The 15,066-nt window shown below is 67.8% G+C and carries 15 protein-coding genes; 13 read left to right on the top strand and 2 right to left on the bottom strand.

Annotated features, from left to right (window positions below; all coding sequences use genetic code 11):
* Window positions 1–5 precede the first annotated feature (5 nt).
* Window positions 6–1,511: an ATP-binding protein gene (locus ACTWJ8_RS32050; RefSeq protein WP_443261074.1), complete on the top strand. Its 1,506-nt coding sequence runs from the start codon at window positions 6–8 to the stop codon at window positions 1,509–1,511.
* Between the two features lie 71 nt (window positions 1,512–1,582).
* On the opposite strand, the gene ACTWJ8_RS32045 is transcribed toward ACTWJ8_RS32050, so the two are convergent.
* Window positions 1,583–2,143 (bottom strand): tyrosine-type recombinase/integrase, encoded by a 561-nt coding sequence (locus tag ACTWJ8_RS32045; protein WP_443261073.1) that lies wholly within the window; start codon window positions 2,141–2,143, stop codon window positions 1,583–1,585.
* A 382-nt stretch (window positions 2,144–2,525) separates the two neighbouring features.
* Entirely contained in the window at window positions 2,526–3,746 is a 1,221-nt protein-coding gene (locus ACTWJ8_RS32040) for a pentapeptide repeat-containing protein (RefSeq protein WP_443261072.1), read from the bottom strand.
* A gap of 141 nt (window positions 3,747–3,887) precedes the next feature.
* Between ACTWJ8_RS32040 and ACTWJ8_RS32035 the strand changes: the two genes are divergently transcribed.
* The 12 genes from ACTWJ8_RS32035 (at window position 3,888) to ACTWJ8_RS31980 (ending at window position 15,015) form a co-directional block, all read left to right on the top strand.
* On the top strand, window positions 3,888–4,475 hold the full coding sequence (locus ACTWJ8_RS32035) for a hypothetical protein (RefSeq protein WP_443261071.1): 588 nt from the start codon (window positions 3,888–3,890) through the stop codon (window positions 4,473–4,475).
* 105 nt (window positions 4,476–4,580) lie between these two features.
* Window positions 4,581–5,237, top strand: a complete 657-nt coding sequence (locus ACTWJ8_RS32030; RefSeq protein WP_443261070.1) for a hypothetical protein — start codon at window positions 4,581–4,583, stop codon at window positions 5,235–5,237.
* A 522-nt stretch (window positions 5,238–5,759) separates the two neighbouring features.
* Window positions 5,760–5,993, top strand: coding sequence for an NUDIX hydrolase (locus ACTWJ8_RS32025; protein ID WP_443261069.1), 234 nt, complete (start codon window positions 5,760–5,762; stop codon window positions 5,991–5,993).
* A 1,227-nt stretch (window positions 5,994–7,220) separates the two neighbouring features.
* Entirely contained in the window at window positions 7,221–7,718 is a 498-nt protein-coding gene (locus tag ACTWJ8_RS32020; protein WP_443261068.1) for a hypothetical protein, read from the top strand.
* 24 nt (window positions 7,719–7,742) lie between these two features.
* Window positions 7,743–8,444, top strand: a complete 702-nt coding sequence (locus ACTWJ8_RS32015) for a hypothetical protein (RefSeq protein WP_443261067.1) — start codon at window positions 7,743–7,745, stop codon at window positions 8,442–8,444.
* Window positions 8,445–8,562: 118 nt separating this feature from the next.
* Window positions 8,563–10,359, top strand: coding sequence for a type IV secretory system conjugative DNA transfer family protein (locus ACTWJ8_RS32010; protein ID WP_443261066.1), 1,797 nt, complete (start codon window positions 8,563–8,565; stop codon window positions 10,357–10,359).
* Window positions 10,360–10,678: 319 nt separating this feature from the next.
* A complete protein-coding gene (locus tag ACTWJ8_RS32005; RefSeq protein ID WP_443261064.1) occupies window positions 10,679–11,857 on the top strand; it encodes a DnaB-like helicase N-terminal domain-containing protein in 1,179 nt (392 codons plus the stop codon).
* Window positions 11,854–12,186 carry a DNA cytosine methyltransferase gene (locus ACTWJ8_RS32000; RefSeq protein ID WP_443261063.1) on the top strand — a complete coding sequence of 111 codons (333 nt, stop codon included), beginning with the start codon at window positions 11,854–11,856 and terminating at the stop codon, window positions 12,184–12,186. The genes ACTWJ8_RS32005 and ACTWJ8_RS32000 overlap by 4 nt, the downstream gene beginning before the upstream one ends.
* Entirely contained in the window at window positions 12,179–13,087 is a 909-nt protein-coding gene (locus ACTWJ8_RS31995) for a DNA cytosine methyltransferase (RefSeq protein ID WP_443265057.1), read from the top strand. Before ACTWJ8_RS32000 ends, ACTWJ8_RS31995 begins: the two co-directional genes overlap by 8 nt.
* Before the next feature lie 95 nt (window positions 13,088–13,182).
* On the top strand, window positions 13,183–13,752 hold the full coding sequence (locus tag ACTWJ8_RS31990) for a DUF4913 domain-containing protein (RefSeq protein WP_443261062.1): 570 nt from the start codon (window positions 13,183–13,185) through the stop codon (window positions 13,750–13,752).
* 1 nt (window position 13,753) lies between these two features.
* Complete coding sequence (locus ACTWJ8_RS31985) at window positions 13,754–14,554, top strand: hypothetical protein (protein ID WP_443261061.1); 801 nt, start codon at window positions 13,754–13,756, stop codon at window positions 14,552–14,554.
* Window positions 14,551–15,015 (top strand): type II toxin-antitoxin system RelE family toxin, encoded by a 465-nt coding sequence (locus ACTWJ8_RS31980; RefSeq protein WP_443261060.1) that lies wholly within the window; start codon window positions 14,551–14,553, stop codon window positions 15,013–15,015. The genes ACTWJ8_RS31985 and ACTWJ8_RS31980 overlap by 4 nt, the downstream gene beginning before the upstream one ends.
* Window positions 15,016–15,066 lie beyond the last annotated feature (51 nt).

Genomic DNA, 15,066 nt, shown 5'->3' with positions numbered 1-15,066 from the left:
CCGCCATGCCCTCTCGCACCACCCGCGCCAGCGCCAGCCCGCTCTTCGTCCCCCGCAAGTCCGACCGGCGTACCGCCCGCACCGCCCGCACGAAGTTCGCGAGCGCCCGCGACCAGGCCCGCAGGGCAGCCAGGCCCGAACCCCGCCAGACCGCACCCGGACTCGCCCCCGACCTGCGCGCCACCTACCCACCCACCGGCCGCCCCGGCCCGTCCTCTGCCCGCGGCGGAACACTCAAGCTCCCCGCCCACCGGATGACCACCGCGGTCGCCGCCGGCGCCTACCCCTTCCTCGCCGAAGGCGGCCTCGGCGCCCAGGGTATCTACGTCGGCAGCGACGTCCACGCCGAAGCCGCCTTCACCTACGACCCGTTCGCCCTTTACGGACGCCTCGACGGATTCACCAACCCCAACATCCTGCTCGCCGGCGTCATCGGCATGGGCAAGTCCGCACTCGCCAAGTCCCTCGCGGTACGCGCCGTCGCCTTCGGCTACCGCATCTACGTACCTTGCGACCCCAAGGGCGAATGGACCGATGTGGCACGGGAGTTGGGCGGACAGAGCATTACTCTCGGCCCCGGCCTGCCCGGCCGCCTCAACCCACTGGACGCGCCCGCACGTCCGGCCGGAGTGAGCAAGGAGGACTGGCACGCCGAAGTCCGCAAGCGTCGCCTGCTCCTGCTCGGCTCACTCGCCAAGACCGTTCTGCGCCGCGAACTGCACCCCATGGAACACACCGCCCTCGACGTGGCACTCGACCAAGTCGTCGCACACGCCGAAACCACCGGCACCACACCACTCCTCGGCGACGTGGCACACCTTCTCGGCTCCCCTGAACTCCTCGACGCCGCGCTCGACGAAACACCCAGCCGCCTCGGACACGCCGCCGAGGACCTCGCCCACGCCCTGCGCCGCCTCGTCCACGGCGACCTGGCCGGAATGTTCGACGCCCCTTCCACCGTGCAGTTCGACCCGAACGCCCCGATGCTCTCCATCGACCTGTCCCGCCTCGGCGGCGCCGGCGACGACACCGCCCTCGTCCTCGCCATGACCTGCGCCTCGGCCTGGATGGAATCCGCCCTCGCCGACCCCACCGGCGGACGCCGCTGGGTCATCTACGACGAGGCCTGGCGCGTCATGCGACACGTCGCCCTGCTCGAACGCATGCAGAGCCAGTGGAAACTCTCCCGCGGCCTCGGCATCGCCAACATGATGATCATCCACCGCCTCTCCGACCTTCTCACCGCAGGCGACGCCGGATCACGCGGACGCGCCCTCGCCGAGGGCCTGCTCACCGACTGCTCCACCCGCATCATCTACCGCCAGGAGGCCGACCAACTCGCCGCCTCATCGGCCCTATTGGGGCTGACAGGTGTCGAGACGCAAGCCATCTCCGCACTCACCAAGGGACGCGGGCTGTGGAAGGTCGCGGGCCGCTCCTTCATCACCCAGCACCTGCTGCATCCCCGCGAGCGTGAACTCTTCGACACCGACTTCCGGATGGCAGCCTGACCCACTCCCCCTGTCCCGGCCGCGTCGCCGCACCCTGCGTGGACGTTCGAACCCGCCCAGCAGGCGGCTGCCTACCGCCAGGCACGGCGTAGCTGTTCGAACCGGCGCGGGAGCGGGAAGCCGTCCTCCCCGGCGTGCCGGGCGTTCAGGCGCCCGATGAGCCGGTCCCACGACTGCTGCATGCCGCGCGGATGGATCGGCAACCCCGCGTGGTACAGCACCCCGTGGCGATGCGCGGCCCGCACCGTCACGAACAGCGCCCGGACCCGGTCACCCTCGATCGGCCCGTACTGCACCCGCTCCCGCACGGCCAACCACCGGTTCAGGACGGTGAGCGCGTCCTTGTCGAGCGCGTACGTCTGCCGGTAGGTGCGGCCGGCCGCCGGCCCCGGACGCCGATGCACCACGCTGATCCGGCCGGCCACAACGTCGAGGTCTTCGACCGTGAGCGCGTACAACTCCCCCACCCGCGCTCGCCCACCGGAGGCCCGCGCCAACGTCACCACCGCCGCCAGCCGAACCTCCTCCGGACTCGCCCGCACATGGTGGGCCTCGTCGACCACGAGCCGCCACGTCCGCTCAGCAACATCCAAAGGCACCGGCGGGTGCGTGGGGTTCGGCGTCGACGACATGCCCCACACCCTAGCCAGACGTGTGTGAACTGGACTTTCCTTCTTGCCGCACCCCGAAGGGGCCAATGAGCTGTCAAGGGTCTCGTGCCTGTAATACGTGCCGATTGTTGCACCTCACACTGACAGCCGGCATGCAGCACAGGAGAGTTGAGAAAACAGAGTGCGCAGGCTCCGCATGGCCTCACCCAGCCCGGCCTGTCACCGTCATCCTCTCCGTGCTGGGCGCCCTCGGTGTTCACGTACGTCGTGCCCAACAAGGCCTGACCCTGCGGGAGATCCAATCTCGTATCGGGTCGCGCCCGACAACTCAAGTGGCTCTCTCTGTTTCGGCGGAGGGGCCGCATTTTTGCGTTTGTGGGGCAGCGAGGCGTTGCCCGACTCATCAGACTTCTGCAGGCGTCCATTGTGGAGGCGCAAGGCCGTCACGTCTCCTCATTTCACATTGTGCGATACGAGCCCTAATGCGCCTATCGGCGCGGATCGCCTCGCCAGGCAACTTAGTTGACTCATAGATGCACGCGAGAAGGATCTGCTCCAGCTCCATCCCCGCAACAATCGTCAGGTCCGTCCCAGCCATGAGAGAACCCTCAAGGTTTGCCCCACGCAGGTCCGCCACGTGCAAGTCTGCATTCTGTAGATCTGCCCCGCTCAGGTCCGCCTTCCTGAAACAGGTCCCTTCCAGATTTGCGTCAACCAACAACGCCTTGCAAAGTTTCACACCGAACAAGTTAGCCATATGCAAGTCCGCCCCGACAAGTCTTGCGCCACTCAGGTCCGCCCCCTCCATGTTTGCCTCGCGCAGGTCCACTTCGGTGAGATCCCCAAGTCTCAGACTCACGCCCCGGAGGTCCGCTTTCCTTAGTGCCGCCCCACACAGACCTGTGTCCGTCAGATGGCCGGGGAGCCCGCACCCCTCAAGGTGTGCGTACCGCAGATCCACCCCGGTCAAGTCGTAGTCCTGAAGCTGCACCCCAGCAAGATCAGTCTTGTACTTTTTCCGATCCTCCAATCTCCGGCGATTCAGCACGTCTAACGCGGCCTTTACGTCCTCGGAGAACCGCCAGAGCCGTTTCGGCTCTCCCTCCTCGGAGGGCAACAGCTTGACCCCATGTATCACCATGCCTTCCCGCGGGAACCCACGCACCACCGGGGCCACCCCCTTAATCAGGTCCTCCGGCAGCTTGGTGCGTATGAATGCCGAGAGAACGTCGACGATGGTTGGGTGATCCCTATAGCTGTCCTTCATGATGCGTTCGAGGCTGTAGATGCCGCCGAGGCGTTCGTGAAGGTTGTCGGAGCCAAGGAGTTTGACGGCTTCGACGTAGCGTTCAGTGACTTGGCTGTCGGCTTCAAGTTCGTGCTTTTTGTGCGTGTACCAGAGGCCGGCTGCGGTGAAGCCACCAGCAGCGATAGCGACGAGGGTGGTGCGGAAGCCGGTGACAATGATCCCGGCGCTGGAGTACAGGTCACCCTTGTCGTCGCGGAGGTGGTGCCCTTCGATCCACCAGGGGCCCCAAACGAGGAGCACGATGAAGGCGCCCGCGCCCGCGCCCGCGAGGGTCCAGTGCCACCAGGGCCGCTTCTTCGTCTTGTCGCCGCTCATGCCGGACATGATCTCCTCCAGGTGGCTGGGGCATGCAGCGAACTGGGGGGTTCAGAGCAGGACTTGAGGTAGCGGTCGTTACGGCATCAGGGACGCCAGCGGGGCAGTCTTCGGGCGAAGCCCAAATCCACCCTCGACGCGATGTCGTACGGACAGCTCGGGCAGAGCCGCCTCTTCAGGGACTACAGCCCGAGCGACACCCAGGCCTTCCGGACCATCGACCTGGGCGGCGCAAGTGAACGCCGCCAACGGCTCCAGTGCGACGGGAGTTTGAGGCAAACTGTTCTTGTGGCTGAAGAGAACCAACCCCTCAACTCGGAGGATGACGACGAGGGCCCTCGCACCCGAACGGGAGACGTGACGGGCACGTTCGTCGTCGGCAACGCCAACGGCATCAACGACGATGGCGTGATCTTCCATGTGACCGACAGCTCAATGAACGTCACCTACAGCGATGGCGCGTCCATCATTGAGAGCGCCGATGAGGCACTCAAGCGCGGCGCCGAGCCTGAGATCGTCAACGAAGTCCTGGCGGGCGGAGCGGTGGCCGCCTCCTTTACCGCTCTTACAGGCATCGCCAAGGCGAAGATGGAGGCAACCACCCAGCGCCGGAAGAACGATCAGGACACCGAGACGGAACGCCTCAGGATCGAGTCGAACGAGCGCATCGAGGACCTCCGGGCCATGAGGCCTCAGGCTCAGTCCGCGGACGCCGAGCCCGACGCCTGACATCGACCCGGCAGGCACCGAAAGCATCGGGGTATGAAGCGGCTCGCGAGCCCAAAGGTTCACAACTGGGCTTCCCCGCAAGGGGACTTGGGGCAGACTACGCTTGTGGCTGACACACATCTTCCTCGCACGCCAGCGGAACAACTCATCGTCGAAGCGCTACTGGAAGTAGCGTTGATTCGGGCTGACGCGTTGCCCCAGCCCTCCACGCTGAAGGCGGCACTGAGCGATACGGCTCGACGCGAGTGGCGTGAGGCGGGCTCGCCCGCGATGCAAGTGCTCAAGGAAGCCGGACCAGACGCAAAGCTCCTAGTCGAATTCAATGCCACCTTGAAGCGCGTTCTCGACGAGGCACGCGCCCGGGAAGCAGGCAAGAGGGAGAGCGATTCCCCGGCAGGGCCAGAGGATGCCGACCCATGGCTGTGGTCCGGAAGCGATGGCGGCAACCTCCTTGGCATGGTGAGGCTTCCGGGTGATCCCAAGCCACGCAAGCATCATGTCGAGCATGCCGGTGAGGCGCTCCAACGCCAGGCTGTACCCGAGCTACTCAATGAGATCCTGGCAGGTGGTGCTGTGGCGGCCTCGTTCACCGCCGCCGCTGGCATCGCCAAAGCGAAGCTGGAGGCGACCACTCAGCGCCAGAAGAACACCCTGGACGCTGAGACGGAGCGCCTCAGGATCGAGTCCAACGAGCGCATCGCCAGCTTCCAGGGCATGAGAGCACAGATCCAGTCCGAGGACGCAGAGCCCGACGGCAGCTGAACCTACGCCGGAAGAAATCGCGACGGCTCCGTACACCGCAGGTGACTTCCAAGCGGGGAGAGAAATCCTCGACTGCGAGAGTCGACGGGCGACCACATCGTTTCCCTCGCCGCCCCCCCCTGGGGCCCCGGCCAAAAGCGGCGCAGCGAATTCCCGATGGTGTGAAGGTTGGCCCAGTCGAGTGCCACCACACGAGCACACGTCATTGGGCCAACCATGGCTGTGAACGAGATCGAGGCACAGGACGTCATGACCGAGCTGACCGGTGTCTACTGGCTCGGATCGCCCATGACGGCGACGACTGCATGTGGTGCATCCATCTGCGGGAGCTGCACGGAGACTCTGGGAACAGCAACGCGCAGCGGGACAGCGCCACCGTAGGCTGCGGCGACTGGCAACGCGCCAGCGTTCTGCCGAGTGACATCAGCCGATGACATCAACGTCCCCGGACGGCCAAGTGGCACCGCCAACCCCCAGCATCGTGGGCGCTGAGCAGGTGGCACGCCACAGTGATCGAACTCCATGAACGAAGCCCCCAGCCGTGACGCCTCCGTGGTCGCCGCGATCGACGATGAGCAGCAGGTCACGATCTCGAGTTCGTACTCCCTCGGCATGGCGGCCGGTTCCTTGTTCCTGCCCGGCGGCCGACGCGAGGCCGGCGAGGATGCGGCCGCGTGCGCCCGGCGCGAGCTTCGAGAGGAGGCAGGAGTCACCTCCCGCTCCGCTCGTGGACACCTCTGGACAGCTACGCCATGACGCTCGCCTCGACCGCACGGGGCGACCTCTTCTCGCGCAGGAACTGGCCCTGGGGCCGAGGAACTCACAGCCACGGCCGAGGGGGCCGCTTCCTCCTGCCCGCGGGGCCGAACGGTCGGCTCCTGGCGGCCCGGGCAGGCACTGAAGCGCGCGCCCTGCGGGTTCGCGGCGCGTAAGAAGGCCGCCTGCTACTCCGTCATGGGAGCGCCCCAAGGGTCGTAGCGCTGACCCGCTGGCCCGAACTAGCGCAGATCTCCGGCAACGCCAAACCCCCAAGTGAATCGCACCCTCAGGGTCGTTCCACATTCCGGCCCTCCGCAAGGTGCGTTTCTCGTGACGATCCCATTGCCGCACATCGCCGTCACCCACCATGCCCACCATGGCGTCGTGGCCTTCACGTCACACGATCACCCAGTCACTGACCACGTCCTGCGACGGATCGGCTTCGAGTGGTCTCCACAAAGCCACCTCTACGCGCTGCCGGACCCGGCCCGTTCCCCAAAGCGCTTTGCCGCGCAAGCAGTTCAGTCTCTTCGAGTAGCGCACCACAGCGTCTCCTTCGACGCGACATTCGGCTCCCCCACCCGCGGCGTCTCTGCACGGGCCAGGACCGCAACTGCCTCGTCCCCCGCCCGCAACGGAATCGCGATGTCCTGCCCGCCGACCTCCGCTGCGGCACATCGGCCTTCCGTACCAGCTGCCCCGCCCACTCACACCCGCTGACACAGCGCCCGCACGGAAGGTCGCCCCCAGTGCATCTGCAGCTCGATCCCGATGTCGCCTTCGGCATAACATCGGCCCACGGAGTAGCCGCCGCCGTCGCGGACGACCGCCCGTTCCTCCACGAAGTTCTACGCAAGCACGACTTCGAGTACTCCGAGTCCCTCGATGTCTATCTGCTCCCTGAGGGCACCCCGCACGACACGGCAGTGCGCGCGGTAGCCGCTGCCACACACGAGTTCCAGAACGCCGGGCTCTCGGTCGCCGTCAACCCCAAAGCAGTCCTGCCACCCACACCGGGCGCATCCGCTCGCGAGCGGCTCCCGGAGGCATCCGAGACCCACCCGGAGACCTGGCCGGCCGACCGCCCCCGGGCAGCAGGCCTCTCCTCGCCGCACCTCCCTGCAAGCACGGTGCGAAGCCAGATGCCGTCAGCAGCGCCTGCCCCCAACACCCCTCCCACGCCCAAGCGCAGCCGCTGAAGCCTCTCTCTAAGGAGTCCCACCCATGGCCATCAAGACACTGTGGACCATCGACCATGCCTGCGGTCACACCTCCGAGGCCGATCTCTCCGGCCGTCCCGCTGACCGGCGGGCGGCGTACGCCCGCTGGCTCGCCGGGCGCGACTGCACCGACTGCTGGCGTGCCACCCGTGACGAGGACGCGGACACGAAGGCCGAGTGGCTCGCCAATCAGCGGGTTATTGAGCAGAGCGCGGCCCAGGCATGGTCCGAGCAGTACCGCATGCCGCCGTTGGAGGGCAGCGAGAAGGCCGTCTCCTGGGCTGCCCGGTGCCGCCATCAGCTCGTCTCCGCCGCCTACACCGCGCTCGTCATTGAGGGCACGACCAGCACGGCCGAGTGGGAAGCGATCGAGGACCTCGTACAGCCAGTGGTCCGGGCCGGGTGGTGGATCGACCAACGCGGCGCCGACCCCGCCGACCTGCCCGAACTACTGGAGGCCGCTGCCACGAGCGAGCGGCCGACAGAGAACCCCTACTTCTGAGCCCCCACGCCGGAGTTGCACACCATGCCCGCCACCGATGTCACCATCACCCGCGAGGACGACGGCAACGTGATCGCCGAGGGCGGCGACGGACTCGCCCGCGTCCTCCTGCAGCGCGCCGGATTCCAGTACGAACAATCCATCCGCTCCTTCTGGTACCGACTGCCCTGGGACATCGGTGAGTCCCGCGAGAACCAGAGGGCCAGTCACGCCGCTCGCATGCTCACCGAAGTCGGCTACCGCGTCGACGTCAGCCCCGAACTGATCGTCGGCGTCACGAGGACACCGTCCGACCCTCAGGGGCGGCTCCTGTACGGCCACCAGATCCTCAACCTGACCGACCAGCTCAACGGCACCGAAACGGCTGAAGCTGCGGCTGGTCTCACCGAGCATGTTCTCGATGCCGACGACGGTGTCCTGGTCCGGCTCAGCGAGTTCTTCGAAGCCGCCGCCGAAAAGGCGAAGGAGACCGGCACCGATGCCGGTTGGGACCTCGCAGACGACTTCACCGATGCCGCCGCCACGCTGGTATCGCTCGGCGAGGATCTGCACGTCGCAACTGACCGGCTCCGGGCACTCGACCGGCCACCACGGCCGAGCTGGCAGGCCCAGGCCGCGAACCACTACGCCCCAGCCACCACCCGGCGCCCCGATGCCGCCACCGCGCCGCTCGACACACCATCGGCCGTGCCACTGCCCGCTCCCACGCCAGGCCGGTGCCGCTGATGGGTCACTCGGGCACAGCGCCCTCCCACAGCCACAAGGAGGCACCACTCGTGATCAGCAGAAGAGGCCGCCGGCACCACCACGTCCCCTGCCCCACACCGCCTCATGGGTCCGCGCCTTGCCACGTTCACACACCAGCCGCACACCCTCGACCACCACCGGCACCGACGTCCTGCTGTACCTGTTGATCGCCGTCGCCGCGCTCGGCATCACCGGTGGAAGCCTGGCCTGGCTCTTCGGCAATCTCCTCAACGACACCTTCGGCAGCGGCCCATGGGTCGATTACCGCCCCACAGAGTCCGTGCTGCACCCCGACCAGGTCTGGCCGCACCTCGCCCGCCCAGCCGTGATCGCCGGCTGCTACGTCCTTCCCACGCTCGTCCTCCTGGCCGCCGCGCTGCTCGGCGTGAAGGTGTGGCTGCGGCATCGCGGCAATCCGACGGGCCTGGCCTCCCATCGGGACCTTGCCGATCTGCTTCCGAAGAAGATTGCGGCGAAGGCGGTCGAGCTCCGGCCGAGCCTGAAGAGCACGAAGGCCAAGGGCGTCGCGCCCGACGACCGCGGGGTCCTGCTCGGCTCCCTCTCCCCTGGACGCCAAGAGGTGCGTTCCTCCTGGGAAGACGTGATCGTCGCCATCATGGCGCCACGCTCCGGGAAGACCTCAGGGCTGGCCATACCCGCGATCCTGCGCGCGCCGGGCCCGGTCCTGCTGACCTCCAACAAGGCAGCCAGGGACGCATTCACCGCAACGGCCGCCGCCCGTGCCGAAGTCGGAACGGTGTGGACGTTCGACCCGCAGCAGATCGCGCACGCACCGCAGGAGGTGTGGTGGGACATCCTCGCCGACGCCCGCGATCTCACTGGGGCCCGGCGTCTGGCAGGTCACTTCGTCACCGCGTCCGTGAACGAGTCGAGTGCGGGCGACTTCTGGTCCACCGCCGCCGCGAACACCCTCACCGCACTCTTCCTCGCGGCCGCCCGCGGCCATCGGCCCATCACTGATGCCTTGGCCTGGCTCGCCTCGCCCGCCGACCGCACCCCGATCGACCTGCTCCAGGACGCCGGGCTCGACGCGGTAGCCGCTCAGCTCCACGGCACCGTCGCCGGTGCCGTCGAGACGCGTGACGGAATCTTCGAAACGGCCCGCCAGTACGCGAGTTGCCTCCTCAACCCGGACATCGCGGCGTGGGTCACCCCGCCGAGCGGGACGCAGAAGGTCCGGGAGTTCACGCCCGAGGCATTCGCCATCAGCACGGACACCTTGTTCCTGCTGTCCAAGGACGGTGGCGGGTCGGCCTCGGCGATCATCGCGGCCGCCGCCGACGCGGTGATGCGCGAGGCCGTCCTCCAGGCCGAGCGCGACGGCGGACGTCTCGACGCCCCGATGCTCGCGATCCTCGACGAGGCAGCCAACGTCTGCAAAATCGCCGACCTCCCAGACCTCTACTCACACCTCGGCAGCCGAGGTGTCATCCCCGTCACGATCCTGCAGTCCTACCGCCAGGGCGTACGAGTGTGGGGCGAGGCTGGCATGGACGCCCTCTGGTCCGCCGCGACCATCAAACTCGTCGGATCCGGCATCGACGACGCCGACTTCGCCGACAAGCTCTCCCGGCTCGTCGGCGACCACGAGGTACGCACCGTCTCGGTGTCCACCAGCGAATCCGGCAAGTCGACATCCGTGTCCACCCGCCAGGAGCGCGTACTGCCCGCCGACGCGATACGCGCCCTGCCCAAGGGCTCCGCACTCCTGCTCGCCACCGGAATCCGCCCCGCCCTGCTCGACCTCAAGCCCTGGTACCGGGAACCGAACGCCGATGCCCTCGGCTCCGCCTCCGCCAAGGAAACCGCAGCCATCACCAACCGCGCGCTCGCCAAGACACTGCACCGCGACGACTTCGGCCCGGCCGCATGACCACGCTGCCGGCTCGCCCGACACGGACGAGACCAGACGTGCCCACCTGCAACTCATCCGGCCCCGCCCCCTCTTGAGGTACCACCATGCCCGATCCCACCCCCGCCCGGCCTTCCACCCGCCGATCCCATCACCTCGCCGGCGCCCCCGTTGTCCGACACGGCACCAGCTGGTGGCTGATGGCCCCTTCCGGTGCACTCCGCGCCTCGGATCCGACCTTCACCGACGAACTCGACCGGTTCGCCGTCGACTTGGCCGCTGCCGACCGGGCCGTCGCCGCTCTCCACCCTCAGCGGCGGAACCCGCGCCAGGCGCGCTCGTGACTCCGCTCGTCCATGCCGAGCAGGCCGTCCTGGGTGCGGTGTTCCTGGACCCGGGCCAGCTCGGCCGCCTCGCCGATTGGCTGCGCCCGGAGCACTTCGAGCGCCCGGTCCACGCGGCGCTGTACGCGGCCATGCTCAAGCTCCGGTCGCAGGATCACCCAGCGACGAACTCGGCCGGCGACGGGCCGGTGCCTCTGGCCTGGGTCACCGACACCGTTCAGGAGGCGACCCACCACGTCCCCGGGCTCACCGCCGTCTTCCCGCACCTGTTGGTGTCCGCCTGCCCGCGCCCCGAAAATGCCCCGGTGTACGGCCGGATGGTGCTGGAGGGCGCCATCCACCGGAGCGTCGCGCTGCACGCCGACCGCCTGCATCAGGCCGCACTCACCGATCGGCGCAACGGCACAGCTGAGGAGACAGCGCATCACGCCCAGGTACTCTCCGACGTCCTTGCCGAGCTGGCCCACCGCTGGGGAACCGATCCACGTCCGGTATCACCGCCGGACTCGGTCGCCCCACAGTTCGTCCCACCCCAGCCAGTTGCGGACCAGGCCCTGGCCAACGAGGAGTTCCTCCTCGGCTGTCTCGCCTCCCGTCCGGATCAGTTGATGGACGTGGTGCGGTGGTTGCGCCCTGACGACTTTGCCGAACCAGGGCACCAACAGATCTATCGTGCTCTGGGAGCACTGCACCATCGCGGAGAGCCCATCGACCAGCTGACCGTGCTGTGGGAGGCCCAACGACGCGGCGCACTGGTCGACAACACGCTCGACGCCGAACGAGTGCGGCACTTGTGCGATCCCCTGGCCGGCGGGGGTGCCGCCGAGTACGTCGGGGAGCAGTTGGTCACCGCCTCCCTCGCGCGCACCGCCACGAGCGCTGCCCAGCAGGTGCGGGCGCTCGCCGTACAAGAAGCTCTCGCTCCGGGCCAGCTGATCGGCTACGCGCTGCACGCTCTCGGCCCCCTCGATGACCTACGGCGTCGCTGGTGTATCGCCCGCGGTACGGAGCCGGGGTCCGCTCTCTCGGATCAACGTGCCTCCCCGACTTCGGCTCAGGTCGAGGCCGCGCGCTCTCGCAGCCTCCCCCACCGCCCGGACACCGACTGCCCGCCACCTCCTGCGCCCGCCACACGACACTTGGCTCGGCCGGCACATCGGAGCGTCCCTTCATGACAGACACCACAGGTCGCGTCTCACACAAGAATTTCGAGCCGCCTGGCACCACTTGCGAATTCGACACGGCACCACCAATCGGCAGCATGTGCTCCGGCTACGGCGGCCTCGACCTCGGCGTCCAGGCCGTCCTCGGCGGCTCCGTCGCCTGGCACGCCGAGATCGATCCAGGTCCGGCCCGGATCCTGTCCCGGCATTGGCCGCTGGTTCCGAACCTCGGTGACATCAAAGCGGTGAGCTGGGCGGACGTTCCGGAGGTGTGTGTCTTGACAGCCGGCTTCCCCTGTCAAAGATGTCTCGGTCGCAGGCCGTCGCGCCGGACTGGTTGATGGCACCCGATCCGGCCTGTGGCTCCACGTGGTCCGCGCCATCGAAGCCCTCAAGCCGTGTCTGGTGGTCATCGAAAATGTCCGGGGACTCCTCACCTCCCCCGCCGGTTCCCCTGGCGACGTGGAACCCTGCCCGTGGTGTCTGGGAGACACCTCAGGTAAGCCTGCTGTGCGCGCACTCGGAGCCGTACTTGGCTCCTTGGCCGACCTCGGGTTCGATGCTCGCTGGTGCGTGGTTCGCGCCTCCGACGTCGGTGCCCCGCACCGGCGCGAACGGGTCTTCCTCGCCGCCTGGCCCACCGGACGAGGCACCGCTGCTCAAGACACCTACGAGCAATTTGGCGATCATCGGCGCCAGTCAGCATCCGACGAAACGCAAGCAGGGCGGTCACGGCCCGAACTTGGCCGACGAGGTGGAGTGGCTCCTGCCGACACCCAAAGCATCCGACGGGACGAAGGGCTCACCGAACCAGCGTCATGGGAATGGGGACTTGACCCTGCCGTCGGCCGCAGCATCACTGCGAACGGATGCGCCTGCCACCTCCACCCGTACGAGTCGGCGCACATCGAGGAACGGATCCGGGCCGTCTCCAGCGCAGACGCCCGCACTGTTCGAGCCGGACGAAGCCAGAGTTGGGGTCCGTACGCGGCGGCCATCACCCGGTGGGAGCGGGCCACACGCACCGCTCCCCTCCCGACTGACGCGGCCGGTCGCCTCAGCCCGATGTTCGTGGAGTGGCTACAGGGGCTCTCACCGGGCTGGGTGACTGCCACCCGAGGCCTGGGACGTCCTGCCCAACTCGGCGCTCTTGGCAACGGAGTTGTCCCGCAGCAGGCCGCCCACGCGCTGCGGCTCCTGAACCCGCCGGTCGTCGCCTGCCGCCATCGACGCGTCGCATGAGCACCGGCTTCTACCCCAACCCCTTCAGCCAGGCCAAACCCGGCTCCCTCCGGACCATGGCCACCACTCACACCCGATCCTGCCGAGGGATAGAAATGCCTGAGCCCACCCCGGGGAACGAGCCCATCCGCCTACCGGACCACGACCTGAACGATTTGGTGTCTACAGTTGCGCGGCTGGTCACCGAGAGCCGCAAGCAGAGCGAGACGCTGTCCCGCCTCGCCGACGAGGCGACCGCCGCAGAGGCCCGCAGCCCCGACGAACGCACCGGTCCAGGCACCACACAAGAGGGCCCCACCTCGATCTTCATCTTGGCACTCGACGGCCAGGCGTACGACGAGGAAATAGCCGCCCTATCCAACTGGGTACACCACCTGCTGATTCCGGTCTACGGGCGCGAGGTCGCCAGCTCGCGGCCCTGGTGCCATAAGTGGCAGGAGCACCCCGAGGCCGTCGCCCGCCTGCACGCCCTCTGGCTGGCGTGGCAGCAGCTCACCGATGTCGAAGCCGGACTCGCGGGCCCGTCGATGTGGCACCGCGACCATCTCGATCCCACTCTCCTCCAACTACGCGCTCCTGATGGACCGTTCGGAGCGTGCACGACCAGCCCAGCACGCCCCAACCATCGGCTGCTGGCCGCACCCGACGTAGACCTGGTGGCCTGACGTGCAGGAACTGTACGAGGCCCTGGAACACGACTACCGACTCTCCGGCTTCCAGGCCGCCACCGAGCAGATCGAGGACGATTTCTTCCGGAGCACGCTCTCGGAAGACATGCTCCTCTCTCTGGCCACTCACCACAGCGCCGATGACCGCGACAGCTACCTGCTGTTCTTCGACCGGGCAGCCATCTGGGACGACGCTCCCGGGCAGGCCGAGTACGTCGCCCTCCACATCACGCGGGATACGGGCAGCCGGACGTTCGACTTCGCAGTCGAGCGCGCCCCTGTTCTCCCCCTCGCCCAGAACTGGCTCGTCCAGGAGGGCTGCCCGCCTGACACCACGCTGGTTGCGGACAACCACGGCCCCCGGCCGGCCGATGCGCTCACCTCTCAGTTGGAGGCCCGGCTGCGGACGGATACGGACGGCCGCTATGAGGTCCTCGACCACTTCACCGACAACCCGAGCGCATTCGATTCCGGCACCGAGGTCCGCACACTCACGTACGACCATCACCCTGACTCGACATCCGCCCCATACCGGTTGTTCCTCGAAGAGACCGACAAGAACTTTCAGCAATACACGGTGCGCGAGGGAGCCTTCCCGTCCGCGGAGGCGGCCGACGAGTGGGCCATCGCCCGAGACTCAGCGCTCCCGTTCGCGCCTGCGCCGGACGGCAGCTCCAGGGCACAAGCTGCCCACTCACATGCCATCGCGACCGCGCACCTGGCTGTGCCACCGGCCCCCGACGCCACACCCCGAACTCTACCGACTGCCACGCCTCGCCCACGTGGACGGGCACGATGAAGTCGGCCAGGTACGCATTCGCCGCGCACCCCGAAGCGCTGGCCGATCTGCGCAACGTCCCGGACCAGATCCGCGATCTGGCACTGCTGGAACTACAGCACCTGGTCCACGGCAACGAGCGCGGCGCACCTCTCACCCGCGAACTGGTCGGCTGCCACAAGGTCTACGTCGATCCGGAGACACGGTGGCGGATGGTCATCCAGTTCCGCGACGCCCCTAGCGACTCCCAACACCGGCGCGAGATCTACCTCGTGGCGGTCGGCGAACGACAAGACCACACCGCCTACCGCCTGGCCGCCCACCGTCTGACACACGAACGGTCAGCCGCCCCCACACACCCTCGCAGGGCGCAAGCAGCCCGATCCCGGTCCCCTCACAACGCAGCAGTAAAGCCAGCTCTCCCCACACCACACACTCCCTCGCAGCCCTCCCCCGCCACACACCCACATCACAACCGCTGAACCTCCCGGCACATGGCCGAACCTCGGCTCCCTCTGTGCACCCCACTCCGA

This window comes from Streptomyces sp. SDT5-1 (genome assembly GCF_052245995.1).
In the GTDB taxonomy this organism is placed as follows: Bacteria; Actinomycetota; Actinomycetes; order Streptomycetales; family Streptomycetaceae; genus Streptomyces.
Note: the sequence above shows the minus strand (reverse complement) of the source record. Positions and strands in the feature narration are given on the sequence as shown.

Excerpts from the sequence above, each read along its gene's own strand:
- ACTWJ8_RS32045 (WP_443261073.1), bottom strand. The coding sequence starts at position 2,143 with ATGTCGTCGACGCCGAACCCCACGCACCCGCCGGTGCCTTTGGATGTT.
- ACTWJ8_RS32035 (WP_443261071.1), top strand. The coding sequence starts at position 3,888 with ATGTCGTACGGACAGCTCGGGCAGAGCCGCCTCTTCAGGGACTACAGC.
- ACTWJ8_RS31980 (WP_443261060.1), top strand. The coding sequence starts at position 14,551 with ATGAAGTCGGCCAGGTACGCATTCGCCGCGCACCCCGAAGCGCTGGCC.
- ACTWJ8_RS32020 (WP_443261068.1), top strand. The coding sequence starts at position 7,221 with ATGGCCATCAAGACACTGTGGACCATCGACCATGCCTGCGGTCACACC.
- ACTWJ8_RS31990 (WP_443261062.1), top strand. The coding sequence starts at position 13,183 with ATGCCTGAGCCCACCCCGGGGAACGAGCCCATCCGCCTACCGGACCAC.
- ACTWJ8_RS32050 (WP_443261074.1), top strand. The coding sequence starts at position 6 with ATGCCCTCTCGCACCACCCGCGCCAGCGCCAGCCCGCTCTTCGTCCCC.
- ACTWJ8_RS32015 (WP_443261067.1), top strand. The coding sequence starts at position 7,743 with ATGCCCGCCACCGATGTCACCATCACCCGCGAGGACGACGGCAACGTG.
- ACTWJ8_RS32040 (WP_443261072.1), bottom strand. The coding sequence starts at position 3,746 with ATGAGCGGCGACAAGACGAAGAAGCGGCCCTGGTGGCACTGGACCCTC.
- ACTWJ8_RS32000 (WP_443261063.1), top strand. The coding sequence starts at position 11,854 with ATGACAGACACCACAGGTCGCGTCTCACACAAGAATTTCGAGCCGCCT.
- ACTWJ8_RS32025 (WP_443261069.1), top strand. The coding sequence starts at position 5,760 with ATGAACGAAGCCCCCAGCCGTGACGCCTCCGTGGTCGCCGCGATCGAC.